We start from the raw sequence: 23,974 nt of genomic DNA, 5'->3' as shown, positions 1-23,974 counted from the left end.
GTGAAATCAGAGATATGGGGCGGTAGAGGGATACGTTAGGTAAGGGGAGAGCCAGAAATAATTCTGGTTTCTTCTTCAAATTAATTTGAAATAGATAAAGGAGGAGATAGAAATGAGAGTATCTACATTTCAAAATGCAAGTTGGGCAAAGAATCAGTTAATGGATTTGAATGTGCAACAACAATACCACCGAAATCAAGTAACTTCAGGGAAGAAAAACCTTCTTATGAGTGAAGATCCACTTGCGGCAAGTAAATCATTTGCGATTCAACATTCATTGGCGAATATTGAACAAATGCAAAAGGATTTAGCGGATTCGAAAAATGTATTAACACAAACTGAAAATACTTTACAAGGTGTTTTTAAATCTTTAACGAGAGCAGATCAATTAATGTTGCAGGCATTAAGTGAGCAAAATGGTGAAAAAGAATTGAAGGCAATCGGTGCAGAGATTGATCAAATTTTAAAACAAGTTGTATATTTAGCGAATACGAAAGAGCAAGGTCGTTATATTTTCGGTGGTGATAGTACAGAGAAACAACCATTTACAGAAGATGGTACGTATCAAGGTGGACAAAATGATGTGAACTGGCAACTAAATGACGGTTATGAATTAAAAGCATTTCGTAACGGCGAAGCACTATTATCCCCTGTTATAAAAACGTTAAAACAGATGAGTGAAGCGATGCAAAAAGGTGACCAAAAAGCATTACAGCCGTTATTAGGAGAGAATAAGAAAAATTTAGACGGCATCATTAATCGTACAACTGAAGTTGGTTCGACAATGAATACAATGGAGACGTTTAAAACAATTTTAAGTGAACAAAATTTAGCGCTTCAAGAAAACCGTAAAGAAATTGAGGATGTTGACTTAGCGGTAGCAATTTCTGATTTAGCTTATATAAACGCAACGTATGAAGCTACGTTAAAAGCTGTTAGTACGATGAGTAAAACGAGTATTTTAGACTACATGTAATCTATAAGGAGTGAGAAATTATGGCAGGAACATTAACGGGTATCGGTGGTAGACAACAAATATGGAACCTCGGAAATAATATGATCGATACATCTAACTTTGTAGAATTAGAAATGCAAGCGTTAGAAATGAGAAAGACGCCTTATGCTAATGAAAAGAGCCAACTTTCACAAGATAAACTATTATATACAAGTTTAAAATCAGAATTTAGCTCTTTTACACAAACTTTTAAAAACTTAGCGGCTTTTAAAGGAAATGAGAAAAAGGTAACAACATCACAAGACGGCTATATTAATGTAAAAGCTGATGGTGGCGCGATTGCCGGAACTTTTAATATGACGATTACACAGCTTGCGCAGCGTCATCAAATAGCTTCTAAAGAAATTGATGTAGATGCAAAGCTTAATAGAGATGAAACATTAAAACTAGGTGGTAAAGAATTAAAAGTAACACCTGATATGACATATAAAGATTTAATTAATAAAATTAATGATGGAGATTACGGCGTATCAGCTTATACACTTGGGAATAAAATTTTCATGACCTCAAAAAAAGAGGGAGAAGATGGAGTAATTAATTTTAAGGACAATACATCTACATTGTTTCAAGATATAGGGTTAGCTAGTAAGGATGGCGTAGCGGTTAATGTAATTAATGAAGCGCAAAATGCCGAATATACGATTAATGGTATTAAAGGTAAAAGTTCTACCAATACAGTTGAAGCTCTTCCAGGTGTGAAAATTGAATTATTGAAAGTAACTGAGCCGAAAGTAGAAGGAACACCAGATGCAGGTACAACAACAGAATCAAAAGCAAAAGGGATAGATCTAAAATTCACAGTAAGTGACTCAAACGTAACAGACGCAGCAAATGTTATTAAAAAAATGGTTGCAGATTATAATAAAGCTGTTTCTACAGTAGATATCTTTGCTGGAAAAGGCGGGGCGTTCCAAGGGCAAGCTATTATGCAAAGTGTGCGTCAAGCTATGAACAATGTTGTAACTTTTTCACAAGATGGTAATTACTTATTCTCATTTGGTATTCAATTAAAACAAGATGGAACGATGGAAGTTAATGATGAAGCATTAACGAAAGCGTTAAAAGAAAAACCGGATGCAGCGAAGCAATTTTTCTTTAGTTCTAACGGTTTAGGAAAAATGATGGAAGAGCCACTTGATAAGTTATTTGGTGATAAAGGTGTAGTCGGAGAGAGAGTAAAAAGCATTGACTCACGTGTAAGTGATTTAGATAAAAAGATTAAAGATATTGAGACGCAAAACTTGCAAAAACAAGATGAAATTGTGAAGAAGTATCAAAAACTAGAGAGTACATTAGCGGCGCTAGATAGCCAATTAAAAACAATTAAAGCAATGACAAAACAAAAAAGTGATGATTAATGAAAGGTAAGGAAGTGATTGTATGCAAGCATGGCAACGTTATATGCAAAATGATATTATGACGAGTAATCCAATTAAAAATACAATTTTTATTTATGAAAGATGTATTGTAGAGTTTCGTAATTTAGAAGAACTGCTACATACTTTTAAACTACAAGAAGGAGATGCACTTCTTGAAAAGTTAGAACGTATTTTTGAAGAATTAAAGCTTCAATTAAATCCTGAAATTACAAAAGATTTATATGATAGTTTATATGGCTTATACGATTGGATTAGCATTCAAATTCAAACAATGAAAGTAACTCGTGAAGCAAAAGACATTGATGCGATTGTAAAAGTGTTACAAGATTTAATAGATGGTTACCGCGGAGCACTTGAAAATGAACAATGATATTTATCGGACGTTTGTCGGCTGTTTTAATGAAATCGGTGAATTGCAAGTGTCAGATGAAGAGTTTGCTGAGAAGAGTGAAATGTTAAATCGCTGGATGATGACATTGGATGAGGAAACGCGTGCGCAAGTTGCAGCAGAAGTAAGCCCATTCATTATTAAGGCGGCACAACATATTCGAGATAAGCAAAAGATTTTGGAAGAAATGATTATGACAAATGATGGGCGCATGAAAGCTAATTCATTTTACGGTAAATTTTAGTGCTAGAGTTTAGAAACGGATTCCCCTTTTAAGAGGGGATCCATTCCTTTATTTAAATAAAGATTTCCGCTGATTGAGGTTTCATTTTATGACTGTAATGAAAAATAGTAGTAATCTAAATAATGTGAAAATGAACTTTAGTTTGTAAATCATAGATTGAAATATTTCATAGATTATTGCGTGTATACAGTTTTTTTGTATTCTTTTTTATATTTTTATATTTTTCTAAAGACAACAATGGAAAAATGGAATAAAATATGTAAGGGTACATGATTGTTAATATTTTAATAAACACATATAAGAAAATAAATAATGAAGTGAAACTTCCATCAGTGGATCATTAAGTAAAAAAAGAAAGGGTGTGGAATATGCCAGATTTAGTGAGTGATGTAGGCCATTATATGAATTATTTAGTGACGAAACGAAATACTGTTTCTAGTAATATTGCAAATGCGAATACACCCGGCTATAAAGCGCAAGATGTAACATTTGCTGAGCAAATGAATAAAAGTAGTGCATTATATAAGAACAATGCTGCAGACTTAAAGGGCAATCCAGATTTATATCAAACGAATGAAATGCACTTACCGACAGTAAATACGAAAAATACATATGCAAAGATTCAAACAAAATCAATGCAAACGAATAAAGATGGCAATAGTGTGGATGTAACGACAGAAATGCTAGATTTAATGAAAGCAAATCAGTTATACGGTATTTCAATTAACGCGATTAATACACAATATGCAATTAACCAAGCGGCACGCGGACGTTAAAAGTAGAAGGAGAGACAACGATGTTTCAGGCAATTAATGCAAGTGGCTCAGGACTAACGACAGCGAGAAAGTGGATGGAAGTTACTTCAAATAATATTGTAAATGCAAATACAACGGCGGCTCCGGGGGCAGATTTATATGAGCGTCGTAGTGTAGTGCTAGAATCAAACAATAGTTTTGCAAATATGTTAGATGGGTCTCCTACTAATGGGGTAAAAATAAAAAGTATTGAAGCAGATAAAACTGAAAACTTAGTGTATGATCCAACACATCCGCATGCAAATGAAGAAGGATATGTACGTTATCCAAATATTGATGTGACTGCTGAAATGACGAATGTAATGGTTGCCCAAAAAATGTACGAAGCAAATACAAGTGTATTAAATGCGAATAAAAAAATGCTTGATAAAGATTTAGAAATTGGCCGAGGATAAGGGGGAATATAGTAATATGAAAATCCAACCAATGTTAAATACGCAACCATTTGGAGCAATTCAGCCAATTGGTGCACCGAAAAATTCTCAAACATCAGTAGTTGAAGGGAAAAAGTTTATCGATTTATTGGAAGATATGAATCAAACACAAAACAATGCGCAAACAGCAGTATATGATTTACTAACTAAAGGGGTAGGAGAAACGCATGACGTTTTGATTCAGCAGAAGAAGGCTGAGTCTCAAATGAAAACGGCTGCCCTCGTACGTGATAATCTTATTGAAAATTATAAGTCACTAATTAACATGCAAATTTAGGAAAGTGGACGGGTGTGTTTAAATGGAAAAGATGAAAAATGTTATCCAATCGTTAAAAACGTGGCATAAGTTAGTAATCGGTGCTGCGCTTTTAGCGATTGTAACAGGAGCACTTTTATACTTCACCTTGCCAGATAAATATGTTGTTGTATATCAAAATTTAAATGATGCAGATAAGCAAGAGATTACAGCAGAATTATCGAAGTTAGGTGTCGATTATCAATTAGCGACCGATGGTTCGATTCGTGTACAAAAGAATGATGCTCCATGGGTTCGAAAAGAAATGAATGGAATGGGATTACCGTTTAATTCTAAAAGCGGTGAGGAAATTTTATTAGAAAGCTCGCTCGGTTCAAGTGAGCAAGATAAAAAAATGAAACAAATTGTCGGTACGAAAAAGCAATTGGAGCAAGATATCGTAAGAAACTTTGCGACAGTTGAAACGGCGAATGTTCAAATTACATTACCTGAAAAAGAGACAATTTTTGATGAAGAAAAAGCAAAAGGAACAGCTGCGATTACGGTTGGAGTGAAGCGTGGTCAATTATTAACTGCTGATCAAGTTGCGGGTATACAGCAAATGATTAGTGCAGCAGTTCCTGGCGTGAAAGCAGAAGAAGTAAGTGTGATTGATAGTAAAAAGGGTGTCATCTCAAAAGGAGCAGATGAAGCGCATTCTACTAGTTCTTCTTCTTATGAAAAAGAAGTAGAGATGCAACAACAAATTGAAGGCAAATTAAAGCAAGATATTGATGCAACATTAATGACGATGTTTAAACCGAATGAATATAAAGTGAATACGAAAGTATCTGTAAACTATGATGAAGTTACACGCCAGTCAGAAAAGTATGGTGATAAAGGTGTACTTCGTAGTAAACAAGAGCAAGAAGAAAGCTCTACTGCACAAGAAGGAGCAGAGACGAAGCAAGGCGCTGGTATTACAGCGAACGGCGAAGTACCAAACTATGGTACGAACAATAATCAAAATGGTAAAATCGTCTACGATAATAAAAATGGTAACAAAATTGAAAACTATGAAATAGATAAAACAGTTGAAACAATTAAGAAACACCCAGAATTAACGAAAACAAATGTTGTAGTATGGGTAGACAACGATACGTTAGTAAAACGAAAAATAGATATGACTACTTTCAAAGAAGCAATCGGCACAGCTGTTGGGCTTCAAGCTGATCCGAATGGAAACTTTACAAACGGTCAAGTTAACGTTGTAACTGTTCAGTTTGATCAGCCGAAAGAAGAGAAGAAGAAAGAACCAGAAGAAAGCGGTATAAACTGGTGGTTATTCGGTGGAATTCCAGCTGGTTTATTAGCGATTGGTGGTCTAGTATGGTTCTTCTTAGCAAGACGTAAGAGAAAGAAAGAAGAAGAGGAATATGAAGAATACTTAGCAGAAGAGGAAATTGCTGCAAGTAATGAAAGTATTATGGAAATTCCTGAAGAGAAAATAGTACCAGAGCCAAAACCAGAACCAGAAGAACCGAAAGAACCGACGTTAGATGAACAAGTGCAGGATGCTACGAAAGAACATGTAGAAGGAACTGCAAAAGTAATTAAAAAATGGTTAAATGGACAGTAAGGGAGGAACAACGATGTTAGATGAAATCTCCTCCAAAGAAAAAGCTGCCATCCTTATTCGTACATTAGAAGAAGGGGTGGCAGCAAAAGTCATTGAATATATGACGGCTGAGGAAAAAGAAGTATTACTTCGTGAAATCGCGAAGTTTCGTGTATATAAACCGGAAACGTTAGAAAATGTACTAGGGGAGTTCTTGTATGAATTAAATGTAAAAGAATTAAACCTAGTGACTCCAGATAAAGAATATATTCGTCGCATATTTAAAAATATGCCAGAAGACGAACTAGAAAAATTATTAGAAGATCTTTGGTATAACAAAGATAATCCGTTTGAATTCTTAAATTCACTTACAGATTTAGAACCACTTCTTACTGTACTTAATGATGAATCGCCACAAACGATTGCGATTATCGCTTCTTATATTAAACCGCAGCTTGCTTCTCAATTAATTGAGAGATTACCAGATCATAAGCGAGTAGAAACGGTAATGGGGATTGCGAAGCTAGAGCAAGTAGATGGTGAATTAATAAATCAAATTGGGGATTTATTAAAATCAAAATTAAATAATATGGCGTTTAATGCAATTAATAAAACAGATGGTTTGAAAACAATAGTAAACATTTTAAATAACGTTTCACGAGGTGTTGAAAAAACAGTCTTTCAAAAGCTGGATGAAATGGATTATGAGTTATCTGAGAGAATTAAAGAAAACATGTTTGTATTTGAAGACTTACTCGGACTTGAAGATCTCGCACTTCGTCGTGTATTAGAGGAAATTACAGATAATGGTGTTATTGCGAAAGCACTTAAAATTGCAAAAGAAGAAATTAAAGAGAAATTATTTACATGTATGTCTTCAAACCGTAAAGAGATGATTCTAGAAGAATTAGATGGCTTAGGACCGCTTAAGATGACGGATGCTGAGAAAGCACAGCAAACGATTACAGGCACAGTGAAAAAGCTAGAGAAGGAAGGAAGAATTATCGTTCAAAGAGGTGAAGATGATGTCCTTATTTAAAAACAGAATTCCGAAGAATTCTGTTTCTTTTTCTGAAGAAACGTATGAATTACAATTTCCAAAACCGATACCAGTTCAAGTAGAAGAAATACAGGTGGACCATGAAGAGCTTCTTGCACAGCAACAATCATTACATACTGAACTGAATCAACTAAGGCAAGAACAACAAATGTTAGAACGAGAGCGTCAACAGTTATTACATGATCAAGAACAATTTCAAATACATGTACAACAACAGATGAAAGAGATAGAATCCGCACGTATACAGTTTCAAAAAGAACAACAAGAAACAGCGTACGAATGGACGGAATTATTATGGGATCAATCTTTTCAACTAGCAGAAAAAATTGTGAATCAAGCAGTAGATTCGCGCTTACTTGATGTGTTACCCATTTTAACTGGCATCGTTCAAACGTTGCCGACTTCGTTTGAAAAATTGGTCATTACCGTACATCCAGAAACATTTGAACGTATTCAAGAAGAGAAGGAAAATACGAAAGAATATTGGTTACTACAATTAGTAGAATGGAAATATGATTTCTCCTTACAGTTCGGTGAATTTGTTCTAGAAGAAGAGAAAGAGTTCTTTGAATTTAAATTTGCACCTATATTTGCGAAACTTCGCCAGAAATGGGAAGAAGAGAAATTATTTGAGGAGCAAAATGTATGAATCGACTATTAATGAATGAAAACCAAAAATGGAATACATTTATTGAAACGCCGTTTTATACGAAAGTCGGTAAAGTTCATAGTGTACAAGAACAGTTTTTCGTAGCGAAAGGGCCAAAGGCGAAAATTGGAGATGTTTGTTTCGTTGGGGAACATAATGTTTTATGTGAAGTGATTGCGATTGAAAAAGAGAACAATATGTTACTCCCGTTTGAACAGACAGAAAAAGTATGTTACGGAGATTCCGTTACATTAATTGCAGAAGATGTTGTTATACCTCGTGGCAATCATTTACTCGGAAAAGTGTTAAGTGCAAATGGCGAAGTACTAAATGAGGATGCAGAGAATATTCCACTGCAAAAAATAAAACTAGATGCCCCGCCTATTCATGCATTTGAACGTGAAGAAATTACCGATGTATTTGAAACGGGAATCAAATCTATTGATTCCATGTTAACAATTGGCATCGGTCAAAAAATTGGTATCTTTGCAGGTTCTGGTGTTGGTAAATCTACTTTACTCGGAATGATTGCGAAAAACGCAAAAGCAGACATTAATGTTATTAGTTTAGTAGGAGAACGTGGCCGAGAAGTAAAAGACTTTATTCGAAAAGAATTAGGTGAAGAAGGAATGCGAAAAAGCGTCGTTGTTGTAGCGACGTCAGATGAAAGTCACCTAATGCAACTTCGTGCAGCGAAGCTTGCGACATCTATTGCTGAATATTTCCGTGATCAAGGTAATAACGTACTACTTATGATGGACTCTGTTACTCGTTTTGCTGACGCGCGTAGAAGTGTTGATATTGCCGTTAAAGAGTTGCCGATTGGTGGTAAAACACTCTTAATGGAAAGTTATATGAAGAAGTTATTAGAGCGCTCTGGGAAAACACAAAAGGGATCCATAACAGGTATTTATACCGTACTCGTTGATGGGGATGATTTAAACGGACCTGTACCAGATTTAGCACGTGGTATTTTAGATGGACATATTGTATTAAAGCGTGAACTTGCAACGCTCAGTCATTACCCTGCTATTTCAGTGCTAGATTCAGTAAGTAGGATTATGGAAGAAATCGTGTCGCCAAATCACTGGCAACTTGCAAATGAAATGAGAAAAATCTTATCTGTTTATAAAGAAAATGAATTGTATTTTAAATTAGGGACGATTCAAGAAAATGCAGAAAATGCTTATATTTTTGAATGTAAAAACAAAGTAGAAGGTATAAATACGTTTTTAAAACAAGGTCGATCAGATCGTTTCCAATTTGATGATATTGTTGAAGCGATGCACCATATCGTATAAGACCTCTGCTCAAGAGGTCTTATTTTTTTGTTTTTTAATATTTCACAGATTTTTTTGGAAAAAAACTATATAATAGAAAAAGAGAGCGTTATAATAGGAAGGGGCTATAAAAACAGGTGGATAAGCAGCAGTATGACACGATAAAATTGCAAATAAATCAAGAAAAAGAACAGATTTTGAAAGAAGTGTATGAATTAACAGCTGAAAAAAGAAAAATAGAACAAAAAAAAGAATATGATTTATATGTAGTAAAATCGCGTAGTAAAGTCGTACAAACTGGGCAGCGTATAATGGCTGGTATGCTTTCCTCACATACGTTTTCACCTGAAAGAATAGAAGAATGGAATCGAAAAATAAAAAAAACAGAAGGTTTTATTCAAAAAAATGAAAGCCTTTTAGAGCAAGTAAAAGAAAAAGAACGTGTCATTGATGAGATGTATCAAGAAGATTGTAAGAAGCTTGCAAAAGTACAAGAAAAGCAGGAAGAAAAAATGCTTCTTGATTTGAAAATGTGTATGAATGGATGAGGTGAATGTAGTGATACAGTCTGTATTACCGGTGCAACAAAGTTTACCTCCGCAAAAAGAAAAAGGGCTAGAAGTACAATCAAAAAGTGAAGATTCTTCATTCGATCGTACGATGAGAATGGAAAATAAAAAGCAGCCGAAAACGGAGAAAATGAAACGAGAAGAAGCACCAAAAGAAGAAAAAAAAGAATATATTCTTTCTAAACAATCAGTAACGAAAGAAGAGCCAATTGTAAAGAAAGAAGAAAAAAAAGAGACAGAACAGTTGTTATTAGCTGTATCTGAGCAAATGGTTGCAATTGAACAATTACGTGTGCAGCCAGAATTGCTATATCAATACATACAAAAAATACAAGAGCTGTATAAAGAATATGGAAATATAAAACTTAACGAATTGCCCGCAGCAGAATTACAACAATTACAAGAGCTCCTTTCAAATATGAATATCAAAAATGCTATATGTTTAGAAGATACAATGCAAATGGTATTAGATAAAGTGACGATGCCGGAGCAAACGATGCAAGTATTGAAAGTGGTAGAAACAGAAACTTGTAATATTGCAAAGAAACAAGAAGAGTCCAAAGAATTAGATGGAGATCTTCCGAAAGCTGAGAGCGATGATGTAAAGATAGAGTTGCCAGAAGGTGATGTATTCAACGATTCAAGTTCTGCGGGTGCGGAGTTATTGAATAAAGCAACGAGTACCGATTCAATAGGGAAATCTAATAGTGGCGCTGAGAAAGTTTCATTGTCTGACTTAGGAAAGAAGATGGAAGCACAAGTAGAAGCACTGCAAAAATTTGTAGTGAAACAAGAACGTGTTTTATTTCAGTTAAATCCAGAAAAACTCGGTACATTAACAGTGTTTATGAAAAAGCATGGAGATCAAATTGATGTTCACGTAGAAATGGAAAAACACGATGCGAAAAAACGTGTGGAAATCATTTTTGATGAATTGAGATTGAAGTTAAAAGAAAAAGAAATCAACATTCAAATTAGCTATGCAGATAAAGATGAAAATCGTAAAGAGCAGCGAGAACAAGAACAAAGGCAAAAACAAAAATTAGCAAGTCCGAAACGTGAGAAACAAGAATCAAAAGAATTTGCGGGATTATTGGAGGAATAAAGCGTGCCAACAGTTGGATTAAATACAACGAGTACAAATCATATTCCGTTACAAGCAGGAGCACAAACAAAAAACGCATCTGTTACTGGTGCACAGTCGACAGCTCAACAAGCAAACGGAGTATCAGCAAGTACTCAAAAAACACCCGGTATTATGGATAAAGATGATTTCCTGAAACTTTTCTTAGCAAGCTTTCAACATCAAGACCCGTTTAATGCGATGGATATGAACCAAATGATGAACCAAACAGCACAACTATCGCTTATGGAGCAAGTACAGAATATGACAAAAGCAGTAGATAAACTGCAATCAACGATGTATTCGACGGCTCTTGATGGAGGGATGAAGTTTTTAGGAAAGTACGTTAGAGGTGTAAGCAATAATGGAAAGCAAGTGACTGGTCAAGTGGAAACAGTTCGACTTGCTGAAAATAACGATGTGCAACTTATTGTTGATAATCAAGTTGTCTCACTTCGTTTCATAGAAAGGGTTTCTGATAAACCGATAACAGAAACTAATCCGGAAGATGAGAAGAAAGATGATATAGAAAAAAATGAAGAGGTTAAGCCAGATTAATAAAAGGAGTGTACAAAGGTTATGATTAAAGCGTTATATACAAGTATTACAGGGATGAATGCAGCACAAAATGCATTAAGTGTTACTTCAAATAATATTGCAAATGCACAAACAGTTGGATATAAAAAGCAAAAAGCTATTTTTGATGATTTGCTATATAATAATACGGTTGGTTCACGTGGTGATGGTGCCTATGCTGGTACGAATCCAAAGAGTATTGGTAACGGTGTAAAGTTCAGTGGGACATCTACAGATTTTAGTGATGGTTCTATTACTTTAACTAGTGATAAGATGGAGACAGCGATAGAAGGAAACGGTTTATTTTTAGTTGGTGATCGTAACGGTGGAAATGTAGAGTATACGAGAAAAGGGTCTTTCGGTGTATCGAAAGATAACTATGTTACAACTACAGGTGGACAGTATGTGCTAGGTTATGGTGTGAAAAACGGAACACAAGAAATAGATTTTTCTTCACGACCAAGCCCAATTCATATTCCGATGGGATCAGCTGTTGGTGGGATTCAAACAGATAAAGCGACAATAGGTGGAAACCTTCCTAGAAACCAAAATGCATTAGCTCACGAATTCACAGTTTTTGATGCGGAAGGAAACTCGTTAACGTTACGTGTAAATATTAAGCAAAAGACTACAAAAGAGAATGTAGATGGTAAAGAAGTTGAAAAGCCAGTGCCAGGCGAATATACATATACAGTTTCTGTAAGGAATGATTCTAAAAACGAAAAAGAATTTAAGCCTGTCCAAGGCATGACGGGCGAAAAAAATCTTAAATTTGATACATTAGGAAATTTAAAGGAGACAGATGAGGTTGTACAAAAAGATCCAGTAACTGGAGAAATTACTAAAGGTGGATCTGTTCAAATTCCTTTTGGTAGTGGTCTAACACTTGATTTAAGCGGATTAACAAATTATCCGACAGGGAAAACTATTTCTACCACAGAAGTAACGGGGCGCCCAGCTGCAATTGCAAATGACTATTCTATTTCTGACGGTGGTTTCGTTATGATGAAATATTCAGATGGTAGTATGAAAGTTGTAGGACAACTAGCTGTAGCTACATTCCCGAATTCAGGCGGATTAATGAAAACAGGAAATGGAAATTACGTTGCGACACCATCAGCGGGTATTCCAGGAATAGGGGTTGCTGGTGAGAATGGTGCAGGTAATGTACGAGGGTCAGCAAAAGAAAGTTCAAACGTAGACTTATCTGTAGAATTCGTTGATTTAATGCTTTATCAACGTGGATTCCAAGGAAATGCGAAAGTAATTAAAGTGTCAGATGAAGTATTAAATGAAGTTGTAAACTTAATTCGATAATATATCATAAAGTAAAATTGTAATGTAGTAGAAAGGGTTTTTTATTCGTATGACGACAAGACAAGAGCGAATTTTACAATTGCCTTTTTTCGAAAATAAACGTGAACTTGCTGAGCAAGTGTTAAAAATGGAACGAGAAGAGCATATATATTTACCTGATCAATTTGAAATTAAGCAAGTACCCGCATATTCATTTGGTGAAAAGCAATCAATCATTGGCCGTATTCATGAGTTTTATTTCGTAAGTGTTGGTAGTGAAGGAGAATGGAAGTATCAACTGTTTAAGGACGAGATGAAGTGCCGTGAGTTTTTTATTACACTATCAGGGATAACGGATCAGCAGATTGCATTTTGGTTCAATAACATCGAGTTACTGAAAAACTCTTAAAAAGCTTTTAAAAGCCCTAAAAAGCCCTAAAAAGACCTTAAAGGCCCTTTTTGAGTTTTGAGAGGGGACCCGGCGATATATGGTAGCGGTTAGTGCCTAATAGATTCTCGACCGGTGTTTAAAAGCCCAGAGATATGTAGAGTTACTAGGGTAATATGAGAAGATTTAATCGAAGTGTAGATAACAGACATGATTTGCACGTAGTTGTAAGAGCATAGATATGAGAGCTACTGGGATGGTTGGGATGAGATAATCATTTCATAGTAGACCAGTGCCTTCTGGATCGTATGTGACGATAGATTTCTATAAAAGGAGAGGTGAGGAGGATGGCGCAAAATAAGTATCGCGTTACATTCATTTCGCCAAGTGAGGTTGAGCAGCGGACTGTTATGGCGGCGAGTAGTTTACCGGATTTAATTCGTAAAGTAGAGAGTATTATTGCAGATCCGAACGGTTATTTTGTAAATGATAAAAAAAATAATTGCTATTTTAAAGTGATTAAAGATAATGTTACGTTTATTCAATATGAGTTACTATTTTCGGATAAGGAAATTCATATTGAAAAATTAAAACATATTGCACCAGCTATATTGAAACAATTATTTAAAAAAATAAATGATCCAGAATTATATGCACTTGCGCTACTTGATGTTGATATAGCGACGAAAGAATATGTGCTAGAAGAAATGGATTCGGAGCTAAGAATAAGGGTAGAAACGGAGCTTTCGAAAAAGTGGGAAGCAATGCCGACAGAAATTGTAGGAGCACAAGAAGTGTTATTAGAGGCACTTGCTTCGTTTATACAAGATTAATTGTCTTTTGAAATAAATGAATCGTCCAACTATCTATATTTTTTATATAGATAGTTGACTTTTTCTCTTTTATAAAGCTTAATAATTAGATATACGGAATTAATGGAAGGGGAGCGACACCTTTATGTCACAAGCACAAAGTATTTTATTAGAAAGCGGAACAAATGAATTAGAGATTGTTACATATACTGTTGGTGAAAACCTATTTAGTATTAACGTAATGAAAGTACGTGAAATCATTAATCCATTCCCTGTTACAACTGTGCCAGAATCTCATCATGCAGTTGAAGGTGTTGTTCAAGTACGCGGTGAAATTTTACCTGTTATTAACTTAGCGACAGCTCTTAATTTAAAATCGACAAAGCCACTTGATCAAACGAAATTTATTATTTCAGAATTAAATCAAATGAAAGTTATTTTCCGTGTTGATGAAGTGCATCGTATTCAACGTATTTCATGGGAACAAATTGATGAACCAGCTTCATTGTCTATGGGACTAGAAGAAACGACATCTGGTATTGTAAAGCTAGATGGGCAAATTATTTTGCTATTAGATTATGAAAAAATTGTATGTGAAATTAGTGGTACTGGTTATGACAATAAATCACTTGCAGGGTTAGAACAGAAAACAGATCGAGCTGAAAAAGTGATTTATATTGCAGAGGATTCAGCAATGCTCCGCCAAATATTAGAAGAAACATTATCATCAGCTGGATATACGAAAATGAACTTCTTCAGCAATGGTGCAGAAGCGTTAGCACAAATTGAAAAATTAGCGAAAGAGCAAGGGGAGAAAATGTTTGAACATATTCACTTGCTAATTACGGATATTGAAATGCCAAAAATGGATGGACATCATTTAACGAAAGTTGTTAAAGATAGTGAAGTAATGAATCGTTTACCAGTCATTATTTTCTCTTCCTTAATTACAAATGAATTATTCCATAAAGGCGAAGCTGTAGGAGCAAATGCGCAAGTAAGTAAGCCAGATATTCAAGAGTTAATTGGTTTAGTAGATAAGTTAGTGCTGTAAAAGAGATTTAAAAGCTTTTTTTAGCTGGAATAGAAACTCTAGCCATGCTTGGTGGCGGTCAGTGCCTAATAGAGCCCCATGCCATGTTAAGACCAGAGATATGTAGCGGGTTTTTTAGGTAAGTGGAAGAAGTGGGACATTGAGAGTGGCGATGGCGGTTAGTGCTTAATAGAGTCACACGCGATGTGAGATTTCAATTGAAGATTTATAGATTTCTACTTATAACTCTATTCTTTTAGTGGAGAGAAGGGAACTAACCGTGTGTAATATTGGTTAGTTCCTTTTTAGTGTTCTACTCTGTATAGGTGGAAAGATGGAGCGTTTTTGTAGTATTTGTGATTGTATGTATGAAAAATCTTCATTTGAAGATTTTTTGTTTAAAAATATAAAAATGTATCTTTGGATTATTTTAGTAATTTTTCGTGATAACGCAAATTTTTTCGGTGAAATTACATTCTAAATACCATATAATATAATTAAAAGTGATTCATATGCAATTATGCATATTAATAAAAAATCTTTTTCTATTTCTATACTTTCTATACATTTTTGTATGTTTAATATTTGACAGATAATTTCGAAATGTTATAATATGGATATGAAAAAATTGCTATTTTCTGAAAAGACATGGGAGTCAGATGAGAATTGTGAAAGGATGAGGGGAGAGTGACACAGAGTATGTATCACCACACAGCAATCAATGTATTAAATCTTTTACAAAACATGTCAAATAATAAAATGAACGATATGCAACTAGAAGCGGAATTTAAAAAAATAGAAAAACAATTCCAAGTAAAATATGAAGAACTAGTTGATTTATATAATAGAATGGTATTATTTCAAATAGATATAGAAAAACATGGCGGGATGCGAGCATATGAAAAATCAGTGATTACATGGCTGAAGTCTGAGCTAGAGTTACTGTATGAAGTGTATCAATTTTCCCAACGTCACGGTTTAAACATTATTAATATTTCAAAATACGTTAGTAAAAAAGAACTAAATCTTTTTCCGAAAACAGAAAGTCAATTACAAAATACGTATTACAAATTAAAAAAATGTGAAATACCGTTTGAAAATATTGAAAAACAAAAACCAGGACGAAAGCGAAAATATACACCTGTCAAAGAACCAATTGTTGAAATAAAAAAAGAAAACAAACAAGAATTAAGAACTGAAGTTCCAAATACAGAGAACGAAAAAAATCTTGTAACAGTTATATCTGGCATTGTTGATAATTTTGAAACGATTAGTCAGTGTAGTGAAAGAAAAGAGCATGAACTACATCAGTTTATGGAAGGAATCTATAAGCTTTCTAGCATGGCTGCAGAGCGTTCAAAAGATGAAAAGAATACTCGTGGTCTCGAATGCGAATTACATGTATTACGAGCTGAAAATGAAAGGATCAAGCGAGAGAAGGAAGAGCTTGTTCATGATATAAAAGAAATGACGCATCATTTAATTCATTTCATTACGAGCTCTGATATCGATCAAATTCGCACATTGCCTTTCTTCGTAAAAGAATGTAAACAAGATTTGCATAAATTAGGGTTATATAACGCACAAGACGGTAAAATGAAAATTATGGTTGATCGCAGTGGACAGGTTATGACTGTAACGCAGTAATAAAATTTGGGTACAAAATAAAAGGGAGATACATAGTTTATATGTATTTCCCTTTTGTTTTGTATGGAATCGTTTCAAAGAAGGAAGATGATTTTTTTAAGATTGTAGTAACTTGGAAACCATTTGCGGTATTTGATTTGCTTGTGAAACCATACTAAGTGCAACTTCAGTTAACAATTTAAACTTTAAAAAATCGCTCATTTCCTGCGCCATATCCGCATCTTCAATTCGAGATGCAGCATCTGTTAGGGCCATACTTTGGCTATTTAAATTTTCAATATTAAACTGTAAACGATTCATCATAGCCCCAAGATCAGCACGATGAAGTGATACATTTTGTAAAGCCTCTTCAATTTTACGAATCGCCGTTCTTGCTTCTTGTTCTGTTGAAATGTTGATGTCATGTTGTGTAGGGGAAGGGGGAATGTGTTTCGTTATATTTACTGTATGACCAATATCATCTAACGTAACAGGACGGTTTTGGCCGTCGAACACGGATAAATCATTAAACTCAGTCGTCTCGCCAATATAGCCAATTTGCTCTGTTAAAGACTGAAACTCTTTATTTAACGAATCACGGTTTTTATTTGAATTTGTACCATTTGCAGATTGAACAGCTAAATCACGCATACGCTGCAAAATATTCATCACAGTTTGAAGAGCAGCTTCTGCTGTACGTAGCATAGATATCGCATCCTCATTATTACGAATTGCTACACGCATACCACTTGCTCGTGCATGCATACGAGTCACAATCGCAATATTAGCTGGATTGTCAGAAGCATGGTTTAACTTCTTACCAGTAGCCAAATGCTCCATCGCAACATTCATACGTTTTTCATTCTCATATAGTGATTGCCTAGCATTCATACTCAAAACATTCGTACCAATACGCATAATAGACACTCCTTATCTTATAGATTTATATATGGGCTTAAAGCCAATAAACAGTTATGAAAAGAAAAAGAGACTTATGCTTATCTTCTAGTTGTGTTTTAACATGAGAGGGGATAAAGATAGGCACTGACCGCTTCTACGCCACGCGGATGCTCTCTCCCATCAAAAAAAGGAAGGTTTTACAAAAAATAAACCTCTCCGCAAGCAGAGAGGTTTATTTTTGAAACTAACTCAAATGGTTTATTGTAATAATTTAGAAACCATTTGTGGAGTTTGGTTTGCTTGAGAAAGCATGCTGATACCAGCTTCGTTCAAGATTTTGAACTTAGTCATTTCAGACATTTCTTTCGCCATATCAGCGTCTTCGATTTGAGAAGCAGCTGAAGCCATGCTAGCAGATTGACTCTTAAGGTTGTTTACATTAAAGTCAAGACGGTTTAATGTAGCACCTAAATTTGCACGGTCATCAGCAATTCTTTTTAGAGCTTCATCGATTGCTTTAACTGCTGATAGTGGATTAGCAGCAGCAATAGCTTCGTCTGCATTGCTAGCGACTTGAATATTTGGTAATAATGTAGAAAATGCTTGCTCAATATCTTTTGCAGCATCAGCTTTCTTTGTTGGAGTGTCGTTAACCGCATCGTTTTTGTAAGCATCGATTTTATCTTGAATAGATTGAGCTTGATTATCTGTTAAATAACCTCTAAGTTTACCGAAAGCTTCTACTGCTTTATCTACTTTTGCAGAATGGGTAGTATCAGTAGCGTTTTGAGTATCTAACATTGCAGTTTTAATTTCTTCTAAAGCAGAGGCACTAATTTTAGTAACACCAATATTGCCAGAAACTTCAGTGAAGGCAGATTTAATCGCCTCGGCAGTTGAAACTTTTTCAGCATCTTTCGCATTATCATAATTTTTGAAGGCTTGCTGCATTTTTTGCAACTCAGCATGATTTAATGTGCCTTGGATTTTTTCAAAGGCTACTTTAGCTTCGCTAACTCTGTCTGCAACATTAGCAGTAGTTAATGCGTCGGAAGACAGTGTGCTGTTAAGTTTATTCATAGTATTAGTAACACTATCAAGAGTTTGTTGAGAAGTTTTACTTTTTCCGATGTTTAGAGTATCGATTCCTAAAGAGTTAGTTGATACATTGCTTAATTGGATGCCGATTTGCTTAGTTGAATCGTTAGAATCAAGAGTTTGGATATTAATAGTACCATTTGATCCATCTAAAAGGTTTTTATCATTAAATTGTGTGTTACTTGAAATATAATCGATTTGTTTTTGTAATTCACCAAACTCCTTTTGAAGTGCAGCTTGGTTATCTGAAGTATTAGTACCATTCGCAGATTGGTTAGCAATGTCACGCATACGAAGTAAAATATTAGATACAGAGTTTAAAGCTGAATCAGCTGTACGGATTAATGACATACCGTCTTGTGTGTTGTTAGCAGCTACACTTAATCCGCTTTCACGTGCACGCATACGAGTTGCGATTGCAAGACCTGCTGCATCGTCAGAAGCGTTGTTGATACGTTTACCGCTTGATAAACGGTCCATAGCGTTGCTCATTTTAGCTTGGTTTTGGCGCATGTACTCTTGTGTACGCATGCTATTAATGTTTGTATTAATTCTCATGATTAAGAACCCCCATTTTTTTATATTGACTTTTCTGCAAATTGAAAAACGGTAATATGCGAAAAAATCAATTTCGAGATTTATTGTAATCCCTGTCATAGCGGGTGTCAACTAAAAATTCGAATTAATAAATATAAAAAAATAACAGTTTAACAATATATTCATTTTTTTATTACAATATTATTAAAAGGATTATTGCAAACTTTAAAAAAAAACTCTAATATTAGATTATCTTTGTTTACCGAAAAGGTGATATTATGATAGTTGGAAATATAGTAAAAGAAGTCCTTGCATATAAGAAAGGACAAATTCAGCAAAAGCTAAGTAGTCCACAAGCATTCGTTAGTAGTCGTTTTCAAGAAAAGTTGCAGAGTGAACCTGCGAAGGAGACGAAGGGTACTACGCAGCCGGCAAAGGTAGAGGATATGAGTCAGCCGGTACAATCTACGAAAATAGAAACGGTCGTAAATAAACCGGAACAATCTATTAATAAAGTAGAGGAAGCGAGTAAGCCTGAAGAAAAGGCTGAAACGAAGAACGTAGATGAAGTGCAAGTCGCGCAAAAAGAGTTTGAACGACGTTTCCCAGAAACGAAAAATGAGGCTGTTGATACGTGGGGATTAACGAAGAAGTATAATATTCAAAAAATACGTTCTTCCAATGAAGGGAAGTATGAGGATATTATAGATCGTGTAAGTCATACATACGGAATTCCGAAAACGTTAATTCAAAAAATGATTGAAGTAGAATCTGATTTTAATCCGAAAACGGTGTCACATGCAGGAGCGATGGGGCTTATGCAGCTTATGCCAGCGAATGTGAAAGAGATGGGTATAAAAAATCCATTTTCACCAGCTGAAAGTATTGAGGGCGGTGTGAAAGAGTTAAGCGGTTATTTAAAGAAAAATAACGGCGACTTAGTATTGGCACTTGCTTCTTATAATGCTGGCCCTGGTAATGTGAGAAAGTACGGAGGCGTACCGCCATTTAAAGAAACGCAAGGATATATTAAAAAAATATTAAATATCGACGTTTCAAAATAAGAAGTTTCATATATAGAGAGAACATGAAATTTTCGTGAACATGATATGGGAGTTGGCTAGATTTGAAATTACAAGATGATATTCCGTTAACAATTTATTTTGAAATCGGAAATACGAAAAAGAAAATTGAAGATTTGCTTCATATTACGAAAGGTACATTGTATCGTCTTGAAAATTCAACGAAAAATACGGTGCGTCTTATGCTTGAGAATGAAGAGATTGGAACCGGAAAGATTTTGACGAAAAACGGGAAGATGTATGTTGAAATCGTTGAATTGAAAAGGTAGGGAAGGGGATTGTCATGAGTGGCGAAAAATTAAGCCAAGAGCAAATTGATGCCCTGCTGAAGGCGGTAAATGAAGGCGAGGAAATGCCAGCTTTCGCACAAGAAGCAGGAAAGCAAGAGAAATTTCAAGAGTATGATTTTAATAGACCGGAGAAGTTCGGTGTTGAGCATTTACGTAGCTTGCAAGCAATTGCTTCTACATTTGGTAAACAGACGTCACAGACGTTGTCAGCGCGTATGCGTATTCCGATTGAGTTAGAGCCTTCAACGGTTGAGCAAGTTCCGTTTACGAGTGAGTATGTGGAGAAAATGCCGAAAGATTATTATTTATATTGTGTTATTGATCTTGGCCTTCCGGAGCTTGGGGAAATTGTTATTGAGATTGATTTAGCATTCGTTATTTATATTCATGAATGTTGGCTTGGCGGAGATAGTAAGCGTAACTTTACGATGCGCAGACCACTTACCGCATTTGAGTTTTTAACACTTGATAATATATTTACGCTTCTTTGTAAAAATTTAGAGCAATCATTTGAAAGCGTTGTTGCGATTGAACCGAAATTTGTAACGACAGAGACAGATCCGAATGCATTAAAGATTACGACAGCAAGTGATATTATTTCATTATTAAACGTAAATATGAAAACGGATTTTTGGAATACGACGGTGCGTATCGGAATTCCATTCTTATCTGTTGAAGAGATTATGGATAAGTTAACATCTGAAAATATTGTTGAACATTCTTCAGATAAACGTAAAAAGTATACGTCTGAAGTGGAAGCGAAAGTAAATCAAGTGTACAAACCTGTTCACGTTGCAATTGGTGAGCAGAAGATGACAATGGGCGAGATTGAACAAATTGAAGAAGGCGATATAATTCCGCTCCATACGAAAGTTTCGGATGAATTACTTGGTTATGTAGATGGAAAGCATAAATTTAATTGTTTTATTGGAAAAGATGGAACGCGTAAGGCGCTCTTATTTAAAAGTTTTGTAGAGTAGGAGGATCCATATGAAGCATGAAGTATCTCCTGTGTCATTAATGGGATTAGAAGATTTTGCAGGAAAGCGAAATGAAGCAAGTAAAGCACATATTGATACTGTTTCAGATATTTCGATTGAACTTGGTGTAAAGCTTGGAAAGGCATCTATTACGCTCGGTGATGTGAAGCAATTAAAAGTTGGCGATGTTCTCGAAGTAGAGAAAAACTTAGGACATAAAGTAGATGTATATTTAAGTAATATGAAAGTCGGCATTGGGGAAGCGATCGTAATGGACGAGAAGTTCGGTATTATCATTTCTGAAATTGAAGCTGACAAGAAGCAAGCTGCGCTTATGAAAGCGCAAAGTCAAATGCAAGATAAAGAGTAGAGGAGGAGTCATATGTCGTATATGACGACCTTATTTCAAGTCGTTTTACTGTTTGGTGCGCTCGGCTACGGTGCATATTATATGACGAAAAAGACGCGCAAGCAGCAGTTTTTTAAGCAAGGTGAAAATGGCCATATTCAAGTGAAGGACGGCGTTTATTTAAATCATCAAACGAGCGCCTTTTTATTTGAAGTAGACGGCAAGCAAGTGTTCACTGTTATTAGTAATAACGGTGTACAGTCTGTGCAATTAACAGGAACAGGAAATCAGTTTCAACAAGCGCTAGAAGACGCGGTGAAGAGTGAAACGAAAAAAGTAGAGGATCCATTATGAGAATAAAGAAACAGTTAGCAGTATTAGCCGTTATTTTCGTATTTTCTATCGTTTTTTCAATTATTTTTGTAAATCCAGCGTATGCAGCCCAAAACGGTTTTATTAATTTCGAAAATGGAAAAGAGTTTACGAGTAACTCAAGTGTACAGTTATTTGCGCTCGTTACCCTTTTATCATTATCTTCATCTATCGTTCTATTATTTACACATTTTACTTATTTTATGATCGTTCTTGGGATTACACGTCAAGGACTTGGGGTAATGAATTTACCACCGAACCAAGTACTTGTTGGACTTGCTTTATTTTTATCACTCTTTACGATGCAGCCTGTTCTTGGGCAGCTAAAGAGCGATGTGTGGGATCCGATGACAAAAGAGAAGATAACAGTAAGTCAAGCTGCGGAAACGACAGCGCCGATTATGAAAGAGTATATGTCAAAGCATACGTATAAGCATGATTTAAAAATGATGCTGAAAGTGCGCGGAGAAGAGTTGCCGAAAGATTTAAAGGATCTTTCCTTATTTACGCTCGTACCATCCTTTACGTTAACGCAAATTCAAAAGGGATTGTTAACAGGGATGTTCATTTATTTAGCGTTTGTATTTATAGATTTGATTATTAGTACACTGTTAATGTACCTCGGGATGATGATGGTACCGCCGATGATTTTAAGTTTACCGTTTAAAATACTCGTTTTCGTATATTTAGGTGGATATACAAAAATCGTCGACATTATGTTTAAAACAGTCGCCTGAAGCGTTTGATGCTATGTGATAGGAGTCATATAAATGAATACGTCACCAATTATAGATATTTTTCAAACCTTTTTTTATAAAGGGGTTATGATTTTAATGCCGGTTGCCGGCGTTAGTATGATTGTCGTTATTATTATCGCTGTCATTATGGCAATGATGCAAATTCAAGAGCAAACGCTGACGTTTTTACCGAAAATGGCGAGTATTGTACTCGTTATTATCATTTTAGGTCCGTGGATGTTTCAAGAGTTAACGACGCTTATTTTAGATTTATTTGATAAAATTCCATCGCTATTGCGTTCGTACTAAGATAGGGGAACTGAAATGAATATGGAATTATGGGCGGCGACGTTTTTTGCGTTTTGCCGCATTACTTCATTTTTATATTTTTTACCGTTTTTCTCTGGTCGATCCATTCCAGCGATGGCGAAAGTTACATTTGGACTTGCTCTTTCCATTACAGTTGCCGATCAAGTTGATGTCTCACACATAAAAACAACTTGGGACGTGGCAGCTTATGCAGGAACGCAAATTGTAATTGGATTATCACTTTCAAAAATTGTAGAAATGCTGTGGAACATTCCGAAAATGGCCGGGCATATTTTAGATTTTGATATCGGTTTATCACAAGCAAGTTTGTTTGATGTAAATGCAGGCTCACAGTCTACTTTACTATCAACCATTTTTGATATATTTTTTCTCATTATTTTTATTTCACTTGGCGGCATTAATTATTTCGTTGCCACGATTTTAAAGTCGTTTCAATATACAGAGGCGATTTCAAAATTGCTGACGACTAGTTTTTTAGATAGTCTACTCGCAACGTTATTATTTGCGATTACATCAGCGGTTGAAATTGCTCTTCCGCTTATGGGAAGTTTATTCATCATTAACTTTGTTTTAATTTTAATCGCAAAAAACGCTCCGCAATTAAACGTTTTTATGAATGCGTATGTGATTAAAATTACATGTGGTATTTTGTTTATTGCGATGAGTGTACCGATGCTCGGTTATGTGTTTAAAAATATGATGGATGTATTGCTTGAGGAATATACGAAACTATTTAACTTTTTCTTAACGAAGTAGGGG

General features: G+C 35.1%; 29 protein-coding genes. 27 read left to right on the top strand and 2 right to left on the bottom strand.

Translation table 11 applies throughout. The features are described 5' to 3' along the window. Positions 1-112 precede the first annotated feature (112 nt). The 19 genes from QCI73_RS18730 to QCI73_RS18640 all read left to right on the top strand — a co-directional run bounded on the left by QCI73_RS18730 (position 113) and on the right by QCI73_RS18640 (position 16,561). The gene (locus tag QCI73_RS18730) at positions 113-976 is read left to right on the top strand and encodes a flagellar hook-associated protein 3 (RefSeq protein WP_097852621.1); all 864 of its coding nucleotides are present in this window, start codon (positions 113-115) and stop codon (positions 974-976) included. Positions 977-996: 20 nt separating this feature from the next. Further along, positions 997-2,373: a flagellar hook-associated protein 2 gene (locus tag QCI73_RS18725; protein WP_327923091.1), complete on the top strand. Its 1,377-nt coding sequence runs from the start codon at positions 997-999 to the stop codon at positions 2,371-2,373. 22 nt (positions 2,374-2,395) lie between these two features. Then, on the top strand, positions 2,396-2,764 hold the full coding sequence (locus tag QCI73_RS18720; RefSeq protein ID WP_001149516.1) for a flagellar export chaperone FliS: 369 nt from the start codon (positions 2,396-2,398) through the stop codon (positions 2,762-2,764). Then, complete coding sequence (locus tag QCI73_RS18715; RefSeq protein ID WP_001058076.1) at positions 2,754-3,026, top strand: hypothetical protein; 273 nt, start codon at positions 2,754-2,756, stop codon at positions 3,024-3,026. The genes QCI73_RS18720 and QCI73_RS18715 overlap by 11 nt, the downstream gene beginning before the upstream one ends. Positions 3,027-3,394: 368 nt before the next feature. Beyond that, entirely contained in the window at positions 3,395-3,802 is a 408-nt protein-coding gene (gene flgB, locus QCI73_RS18710) for a flagellar basal body rod protein FlgB (RefSeq protein ID WP_002020944.1), read from the top strand. 20 nt (positions 3,803-3,822) lie between these two features. Beyond that, positions 3,823-4,236: a flagellar basal body rod protein FlgC gene (flgC, locus tag QCI73_RS18705; protein ID WP_000484673.1), complete on the top strand. Its 414-nt coding sequence runs from the start codon at positions 3,823-3,825 to the stop codon at positions 4,234-4,236. Positions 4,237-4,252: 16 nt separating this feature from the next. After that, positions 4,253-4,552 (top strand): flagellar hook-basal body complex protein FliE, encoded by a 300-nt coding sequence (gene fliE / locus QCI73_RS18700; protein WP_353823530.1) that lies wholly within the window; start codon positions 4,253-4,255, stop codon positions 4,550-4,552. A 22-nt stretch (positions 4,553-4,574) separates the two neighbouring features. Then, positions 4,575-6,149 carry a flagellar M-ring protein FliF C-terminal domain-containing protein gene (locus tag QCI73_RS18695; protein ID WP_353823529.1) on the top strand — a complete coding sequence of 525 codons (1,575 nt, stop codon included), beginning with the start codon at positions 4,575-4,577 and terminating at the stop codon, positions 6,147-6,149. 13 nt (positions 6,150-6,162) lie between these two features. Continuing rightward, positions 6,163-7,167, top strand: coding sequence for a flagellar motor switch protein FliG (locus QCI73_RS18690; RefSeq protein ID WP_000883362.1), 1,005 nt, complete (start codon positions 6,163-6,165; stop codon positions 7,165-7,167). Further along, positions 7,154-7,837, top strand: coding sequence for a FliH/SctL family protein (locus QCI73_RS18685; RefSeq protein WP_042511531.1), 684 nt, complete (start codon positions 7,154-7,156; stop codon positions 7,835-7,837). Before QCI73_RS18690 ends, QCI73_RS18685 begins: the two co-directional genes overlap by 14 nt. After that, the gene (fliI, locus tag QCI73_RS18680) at positions 7,834-9,138 is read left to right on the top strand and encodes a flagellar protein export ATPase FliI (RefSeq protein WP_001080946.1); all 1,305 of its coding nucleotides are present in this window, start codon (positions 7,834-7,836) and stop codon (positions 9,136-9,138) included. Before QCI73_RS18685 ends, fliI begins: the two co-directional genes overlap by 4 nt. A gap of 116 nt (positions 9,139-9,254) precedes the next feature. Continuing rightward, positions 9,255-9,665, top strand: coding sequence for a cytoplasmic protein (locus tag QCI73_RS18675; RefSeq protein WP_353823528.1), 411 nt, complete (start codon positions 9,255-9,257; stop codon positions 9,663-9,665). A gap of 10 nt (positions 9,666-9,675) precedes the next feature. Beyond that, positions 9,676-10,791, top strand: a complete 1,116-nt coding sequence (locus tag QCI73_RS18670; protein WP_353823527.1) for a flagellar hook-length control protein FliK — start codon at positions 9,676-9,678, stop codon at positions 10,789-10,791. 3 nt (positions 10,792-10,794) lie between these two features. After that, the gene (locus tag QCI73_RS18665) at positions 10,795-11,367 is read left to right on the top strand and encodes a flagellar hook assembly protein FlgD (protein WP_001143481.1); all 573 of its coding nucleotides are present in this window, start codon (positions 10,795-10,797) and stop codon (positions 11,365-11,367) included. A gap of 21 nt (positions 11,368-11,388) precedes the next feature. Next, the gene (gene flgE, locus QCI73_RS18660) at positions 11,389-12,702 is read left to right on the top strand and encodes a flagellar hook protein FlgE (RefSeq protein ID WP_000588302.1); all 1,314 of its coding nucleotides are present in this window, start codon (positions 11,389-11,391) and stop codon (positions 12,700-12,702) included. A gap of 49 nt (positions 12,703-12,751) precedes the next feature. Further along, a complete protein-coding gene (locus tag QCI73_RS18655; RefSeq protein WP_098585631.1) occupies positions 12,752-13,090 on the top strand; it encodes a DUF3964 family protein in 339 nt (112 codons plus the stop codon). Between the two features lie 326 nt (positions 13,091-13,416). Beyond that, positions 13,417-13,902: a hypothetical protein gene (locus QCI73_RS18650; protein ID WP_000068312.1), complete on the top strand. Its 486-nt coding sequence runs from the start codon at positions 13,417-13,419 to the stop codon at positions 13,900-13,902. Between the two features lie 124 nt (positions 13,903-14,026). Continuing rightward, entirely contained in the window at positions 14,027-14,935 is a 909-nt protein-coding gene (locus tag QCI73_RS18645) for a chemotaxis protein (RefSeq protein WP_000075958.1), read from the top strand. A gap of 678 nt (positions 14,936-15,613) precedes the next feature. Further along, entirely contained in the window at positions 15,614-16,561 is a 948-nt protein-coding gene (locus QCI73_RS18640) for a DNA-binding domain-containing protein (RefSeq protein ID WP_353824121.1), read from the top strand. Between the two features lie 96 nt (positions 16,562-16,657). Here QCI73_RS18640 and QCI73_RS18635 read toward each other — a convergent pair whose 3' ends face one another. Beyond that, positions 16,658-17,458, bottom strand: a complete 801-nt coding sequence (locus tag QCI73_RS18635) for a flagellin N-terminal helical domain-containing protein (protein WP_353823526.1) — start codon at positions 17,456-17,458, stop codon at positions 16,658-16,660. Positions 17,459-17,698: 240 nt separating this feature from the next. After that, positions 17,699-19,096 carry a flagellin N-terminal helical domain-containing protein gene (locus QCI73_RS18630; protein ID WP_353823524.1) on the bottom strand — a complete coding sequence of 466 codons (1,398 nt, stop codon included), beginning with the start codon at positions 19,094-19,096 and terminating at the stop codon, positions 17,699-17,701. Positions 19,097-19,353: 257 nt separating this feature from the next. Here QCI73_RS18630 and QCI73_RS18625 point away from each other — a divergent pair, with 257 nt between their 5' ends. The 8 genes from QCI73_RS18625 (at position 19,354) to QCI73_RS18590 (ending at position 23,971) form a co-directional block, all read left to right on the top strand. Beyond that, on the top strand, positions 19,354-20,139 hold the full coding sequence (locus tag QCI73_RS18625; RefSeq protein WP_353823523.1) for a lytic transglycosylase domain-containing protein: 786 nt from the start codon (positions 19,354-19,356) through the stop codon (positions 20,137-20,139). 62 nt (positions 20,140-20,201) lie between these two features. Continuing rightward, entirely contained in the window at positions 20,202-20,426 is a 225-nt protein-coding gene (locus QCI73_RS18620) for a flagellar motor switch protein FliN (protein ID WP_000775712.1), read from the top strand. A gap of 14 nt (positions 20,427-20,440) precedes the next feature. After that, positions 20,441-21,427, top strand: a complete 987-nt coding sequence (fliM, locus tag QCI73_RS18615) for a flagellar motor switch protein FliM (protein ID WP_074602232.1) — start codon at positions 20,441-20,443, stop codon at positions 21,425-21,427. Positions 21,428-21,437: 10 nt separating this feature from the next. Continuing rightward, positions 21,438-21,797 carry a flagellar motor switch protein FliN gene (gene fliN / locus QCI73_RS18610; protein WP_000680012.1) on the top strand — a complete coding sequence of 120 codons (360 nt, stop codon included), beginning with the start codon at positions 21,438-21,440 and terminating at the stop codon, positions 21,795-21,797. Between the two features lie 12 nt (positions 21,798-21,809). Further along, positions 21,810-22,130: a hypothetical protein gene (locus tag QCI73_RS18605; protein WP_000121175.1), complete on the top strand. Its 321-nt coding sequence runs from the start codon at positions 21,810-21,812 to the stop codon at positions 22,128-22,130. Further along, a complete protein-coding gene (locus QCI73_RS18600) occupies positions 22,127-22,885 on the top strand; it encodes a flagellar type III secretion system pore protein FliP (protein ID WP_353823521.1) in 759 nt (252 codons plus the stop codon). Before QCI73_RS18605 ends, QCI73_RS18600 begins: the two co-directional genes overlap by 4 nt. Before the next feature lie 33 nt (positions 22,886-22,918). Then, complete coding sequence (locus QCI73_RS18595) at positions 22,919-23,194, top strand: flagellar biosynthetic protein FliQ (protein WP_001098085.1); 276 nt, start codon at positions 22,919-22,921, stop codon at positions 23,192-23,194. Between the two features lie 15 nt (positions 23,195-23,209). After that, entirely contained in the window at positions 23,210-23,971 is a 762-nt protein-coding gene (locus QCI73_RS18590; protein ID WP_353823520.1) for a flagellar biosynthetic protein FliR, read from the top strand. Positions 23,972-23,974 lie beyond the last annotated feature (3 nt).

The sequence above is a fragment of the Bacillus cereus group sp. MG16 genome, from assembly GCF_040459875.1.
In the GTDB taxonomy this organism is placed as follows: domain Bacteria; phylum Bacillota; class Bacilli; order Bacillales; family Bacillaceae_G; genus Bacillus_A; species Bacillus_A paranthracis.
Note: the sequence above shows the minus strand (reverse complement) of the source record. Positions and strands in the feature narration are given on the sequence as shown.

Bases quoted from the DNA above. Each gene is read 5' to 3' on its own strand.
- QCI73_RS18730 (WP_097852621.1), top strand. From the start codon at position 113: ATGAGAGTATCTACATTTCAAAATGCAAGTTGGGCAAAGAATCAGTTA.
- QCI73_RS18725 (WP_327923091.1), top strand. From the start codon at position 997: ATGGCAGGAACATTAACGGGTATCGGTGGTAGACAACAAATATGGAAC.
- QCI73_RS18720 (WP_001149516.1), top strand. From the start codon at position 2,396: ATGCAAGCATGGCAACGTTATATGCAAAATGATATTATGACGAGTAAT.
- QCI73_RS18715 (WP_001058076.1), top strand. From the start codon at position 2,754: ATGAACAATGATATTTATCGGACGTTTGTCGGCTGTTTTAATGAAATC.
- flgB (WP_002020944.1), top strand. From the start codon at position 3,395: ATGCCAGATTTAGTGAGTGATGTAGGCCATTATATGAATTATTTAGTG.
- flgC (WP_000484673.1), top strand. From the start codon at position 3,823: ATGTTTCAGGCAATTAATGCAAGTGGCTCAGGACTAACGACAGCGAGA.
- fliE (WP_353823530.1), top strand. From the start codon at position 4,253: ATGAAAATCCAACCAATGTTAAATACGCAACCATTTGGAGCAATTCAG.
- QCI73_RS18695 (WP_353823529.1), top strand. From the start codon at position 4,575: ATGGAAAAGATGAAAAATGTTATCCAATCGTTAAAAACGTGGCATAAG.
- QCI73_RS18690 (WP_000883362.1), top strand. From the start codon at position 6,163: ATGTTAGATGAAATCTCCTCCAAAGAAAAAGCTGCCATCCTTATTCGT.
- QCI73_RS18685 (WP_042511531.1), top strand. From the start codon at position 7,154: ATGTCCTTATTTAAAAACAGAATTCCGAAGAATTCTGTTTCTTTTTCT.
- fliI (WP_001080946.1), top strand. From the start codon at position 7,834: ATGAATCGACTATTAATGAATGAAAACCAAAAATGGAATACATTTATT.
- flgE (WP_000588302.1), top strand. From the start codon at position 11,389: ATGATTAAAGCGTTATATACAAGTATTACAGGGATGAATGCAGCACAA.
- QCI73_RS18655 (WP_098585631.1), top strand. From the start codon at position 12,752: ATGACGACAAGACAAGAGCGAATTTTACAATTGCCTTTTTTCGAAAAT.
- QCI73_RS18650 (WP_000068312.1), top strand. From the start codon at position 13,417: ATGGCGCAAAATAAGTATCGCGTTACATTCATTTCGCCAAGTGAGGTT.
- QCI73_RS18645 (WP_000075958.1), top strand. From the start codon at position 14,027: ATGTCACAAGCACAAAGTATTTTATTAGAAAGCGGAACAAATGAATTA.
- QCI73_RS18640 (WP_353824121.1), top strand. From the start codon at position 15,614: ATGTATCACCACACAGCAATCAATGTATTAAATCTTTTACAAAACATG.
- QCI73_RS18635 (WP_353823526.1), bottom strand. From the start codon at position 17,458: ATGCGTATTGGTACGAATGTTTTGAGTATGAATGCTAGGCAATCACTA.
- QCI73_RS18630 (WP_353823524.1), bottom strand. From the start codon at position 19,096: ATGAGAATTAATACAAACATTAATAGCATGCGTACACAAGAGTACATG.
- QCI73_RS18625 (WP_353823523.1), top strand. From the start codon at position 19,354: ATGATAGTTGGAAATATAGTAAAAGAAGTCCTTGCATATAAGAAAGGA.
- fliM (WP_074602232.1), top strand. From the start codon at position 20,441: ATGAGTGGCGAAAAATTAAGCCAAGAGCAAATTGATGCCCTGCTGAAG.
- fliN (WP_000680012.1), top strand. From the start codon at position 21,438: ATGAAGCATGAAGTATCTCCTGTGTCATTAATGGGATTAGAAGATTTT.
- QCI73_RS18605 (WP_000121175.1), top strand. From the start codon at position 21,810: ATGTCGTATATGACGACCTTATTTCAAGTCGTTTTACTGTTTGGTGCG.
- QCI73_RS18600 (WP_353823521.1), top strand. From the start codon at position 22,127: ATGAGAATAAAGAAACAGTTAGCAGTATTAGCCGTTATTTTCGTATTT.
- QCI73_RS18595 (WP_001098085.1), top strand. From the start codon at position 22,919: ATGAATACGTCACCAATTATAGATATTTTTCAAACCTTTTTTTATAAA.
- QCI73_RS18590 (WP_353823520.1), top strand. From the start codon at position 23,210: ATGAATATGGAATTATGGGCGGCGACGTTTTTTGCGTTTTGCCGCATT.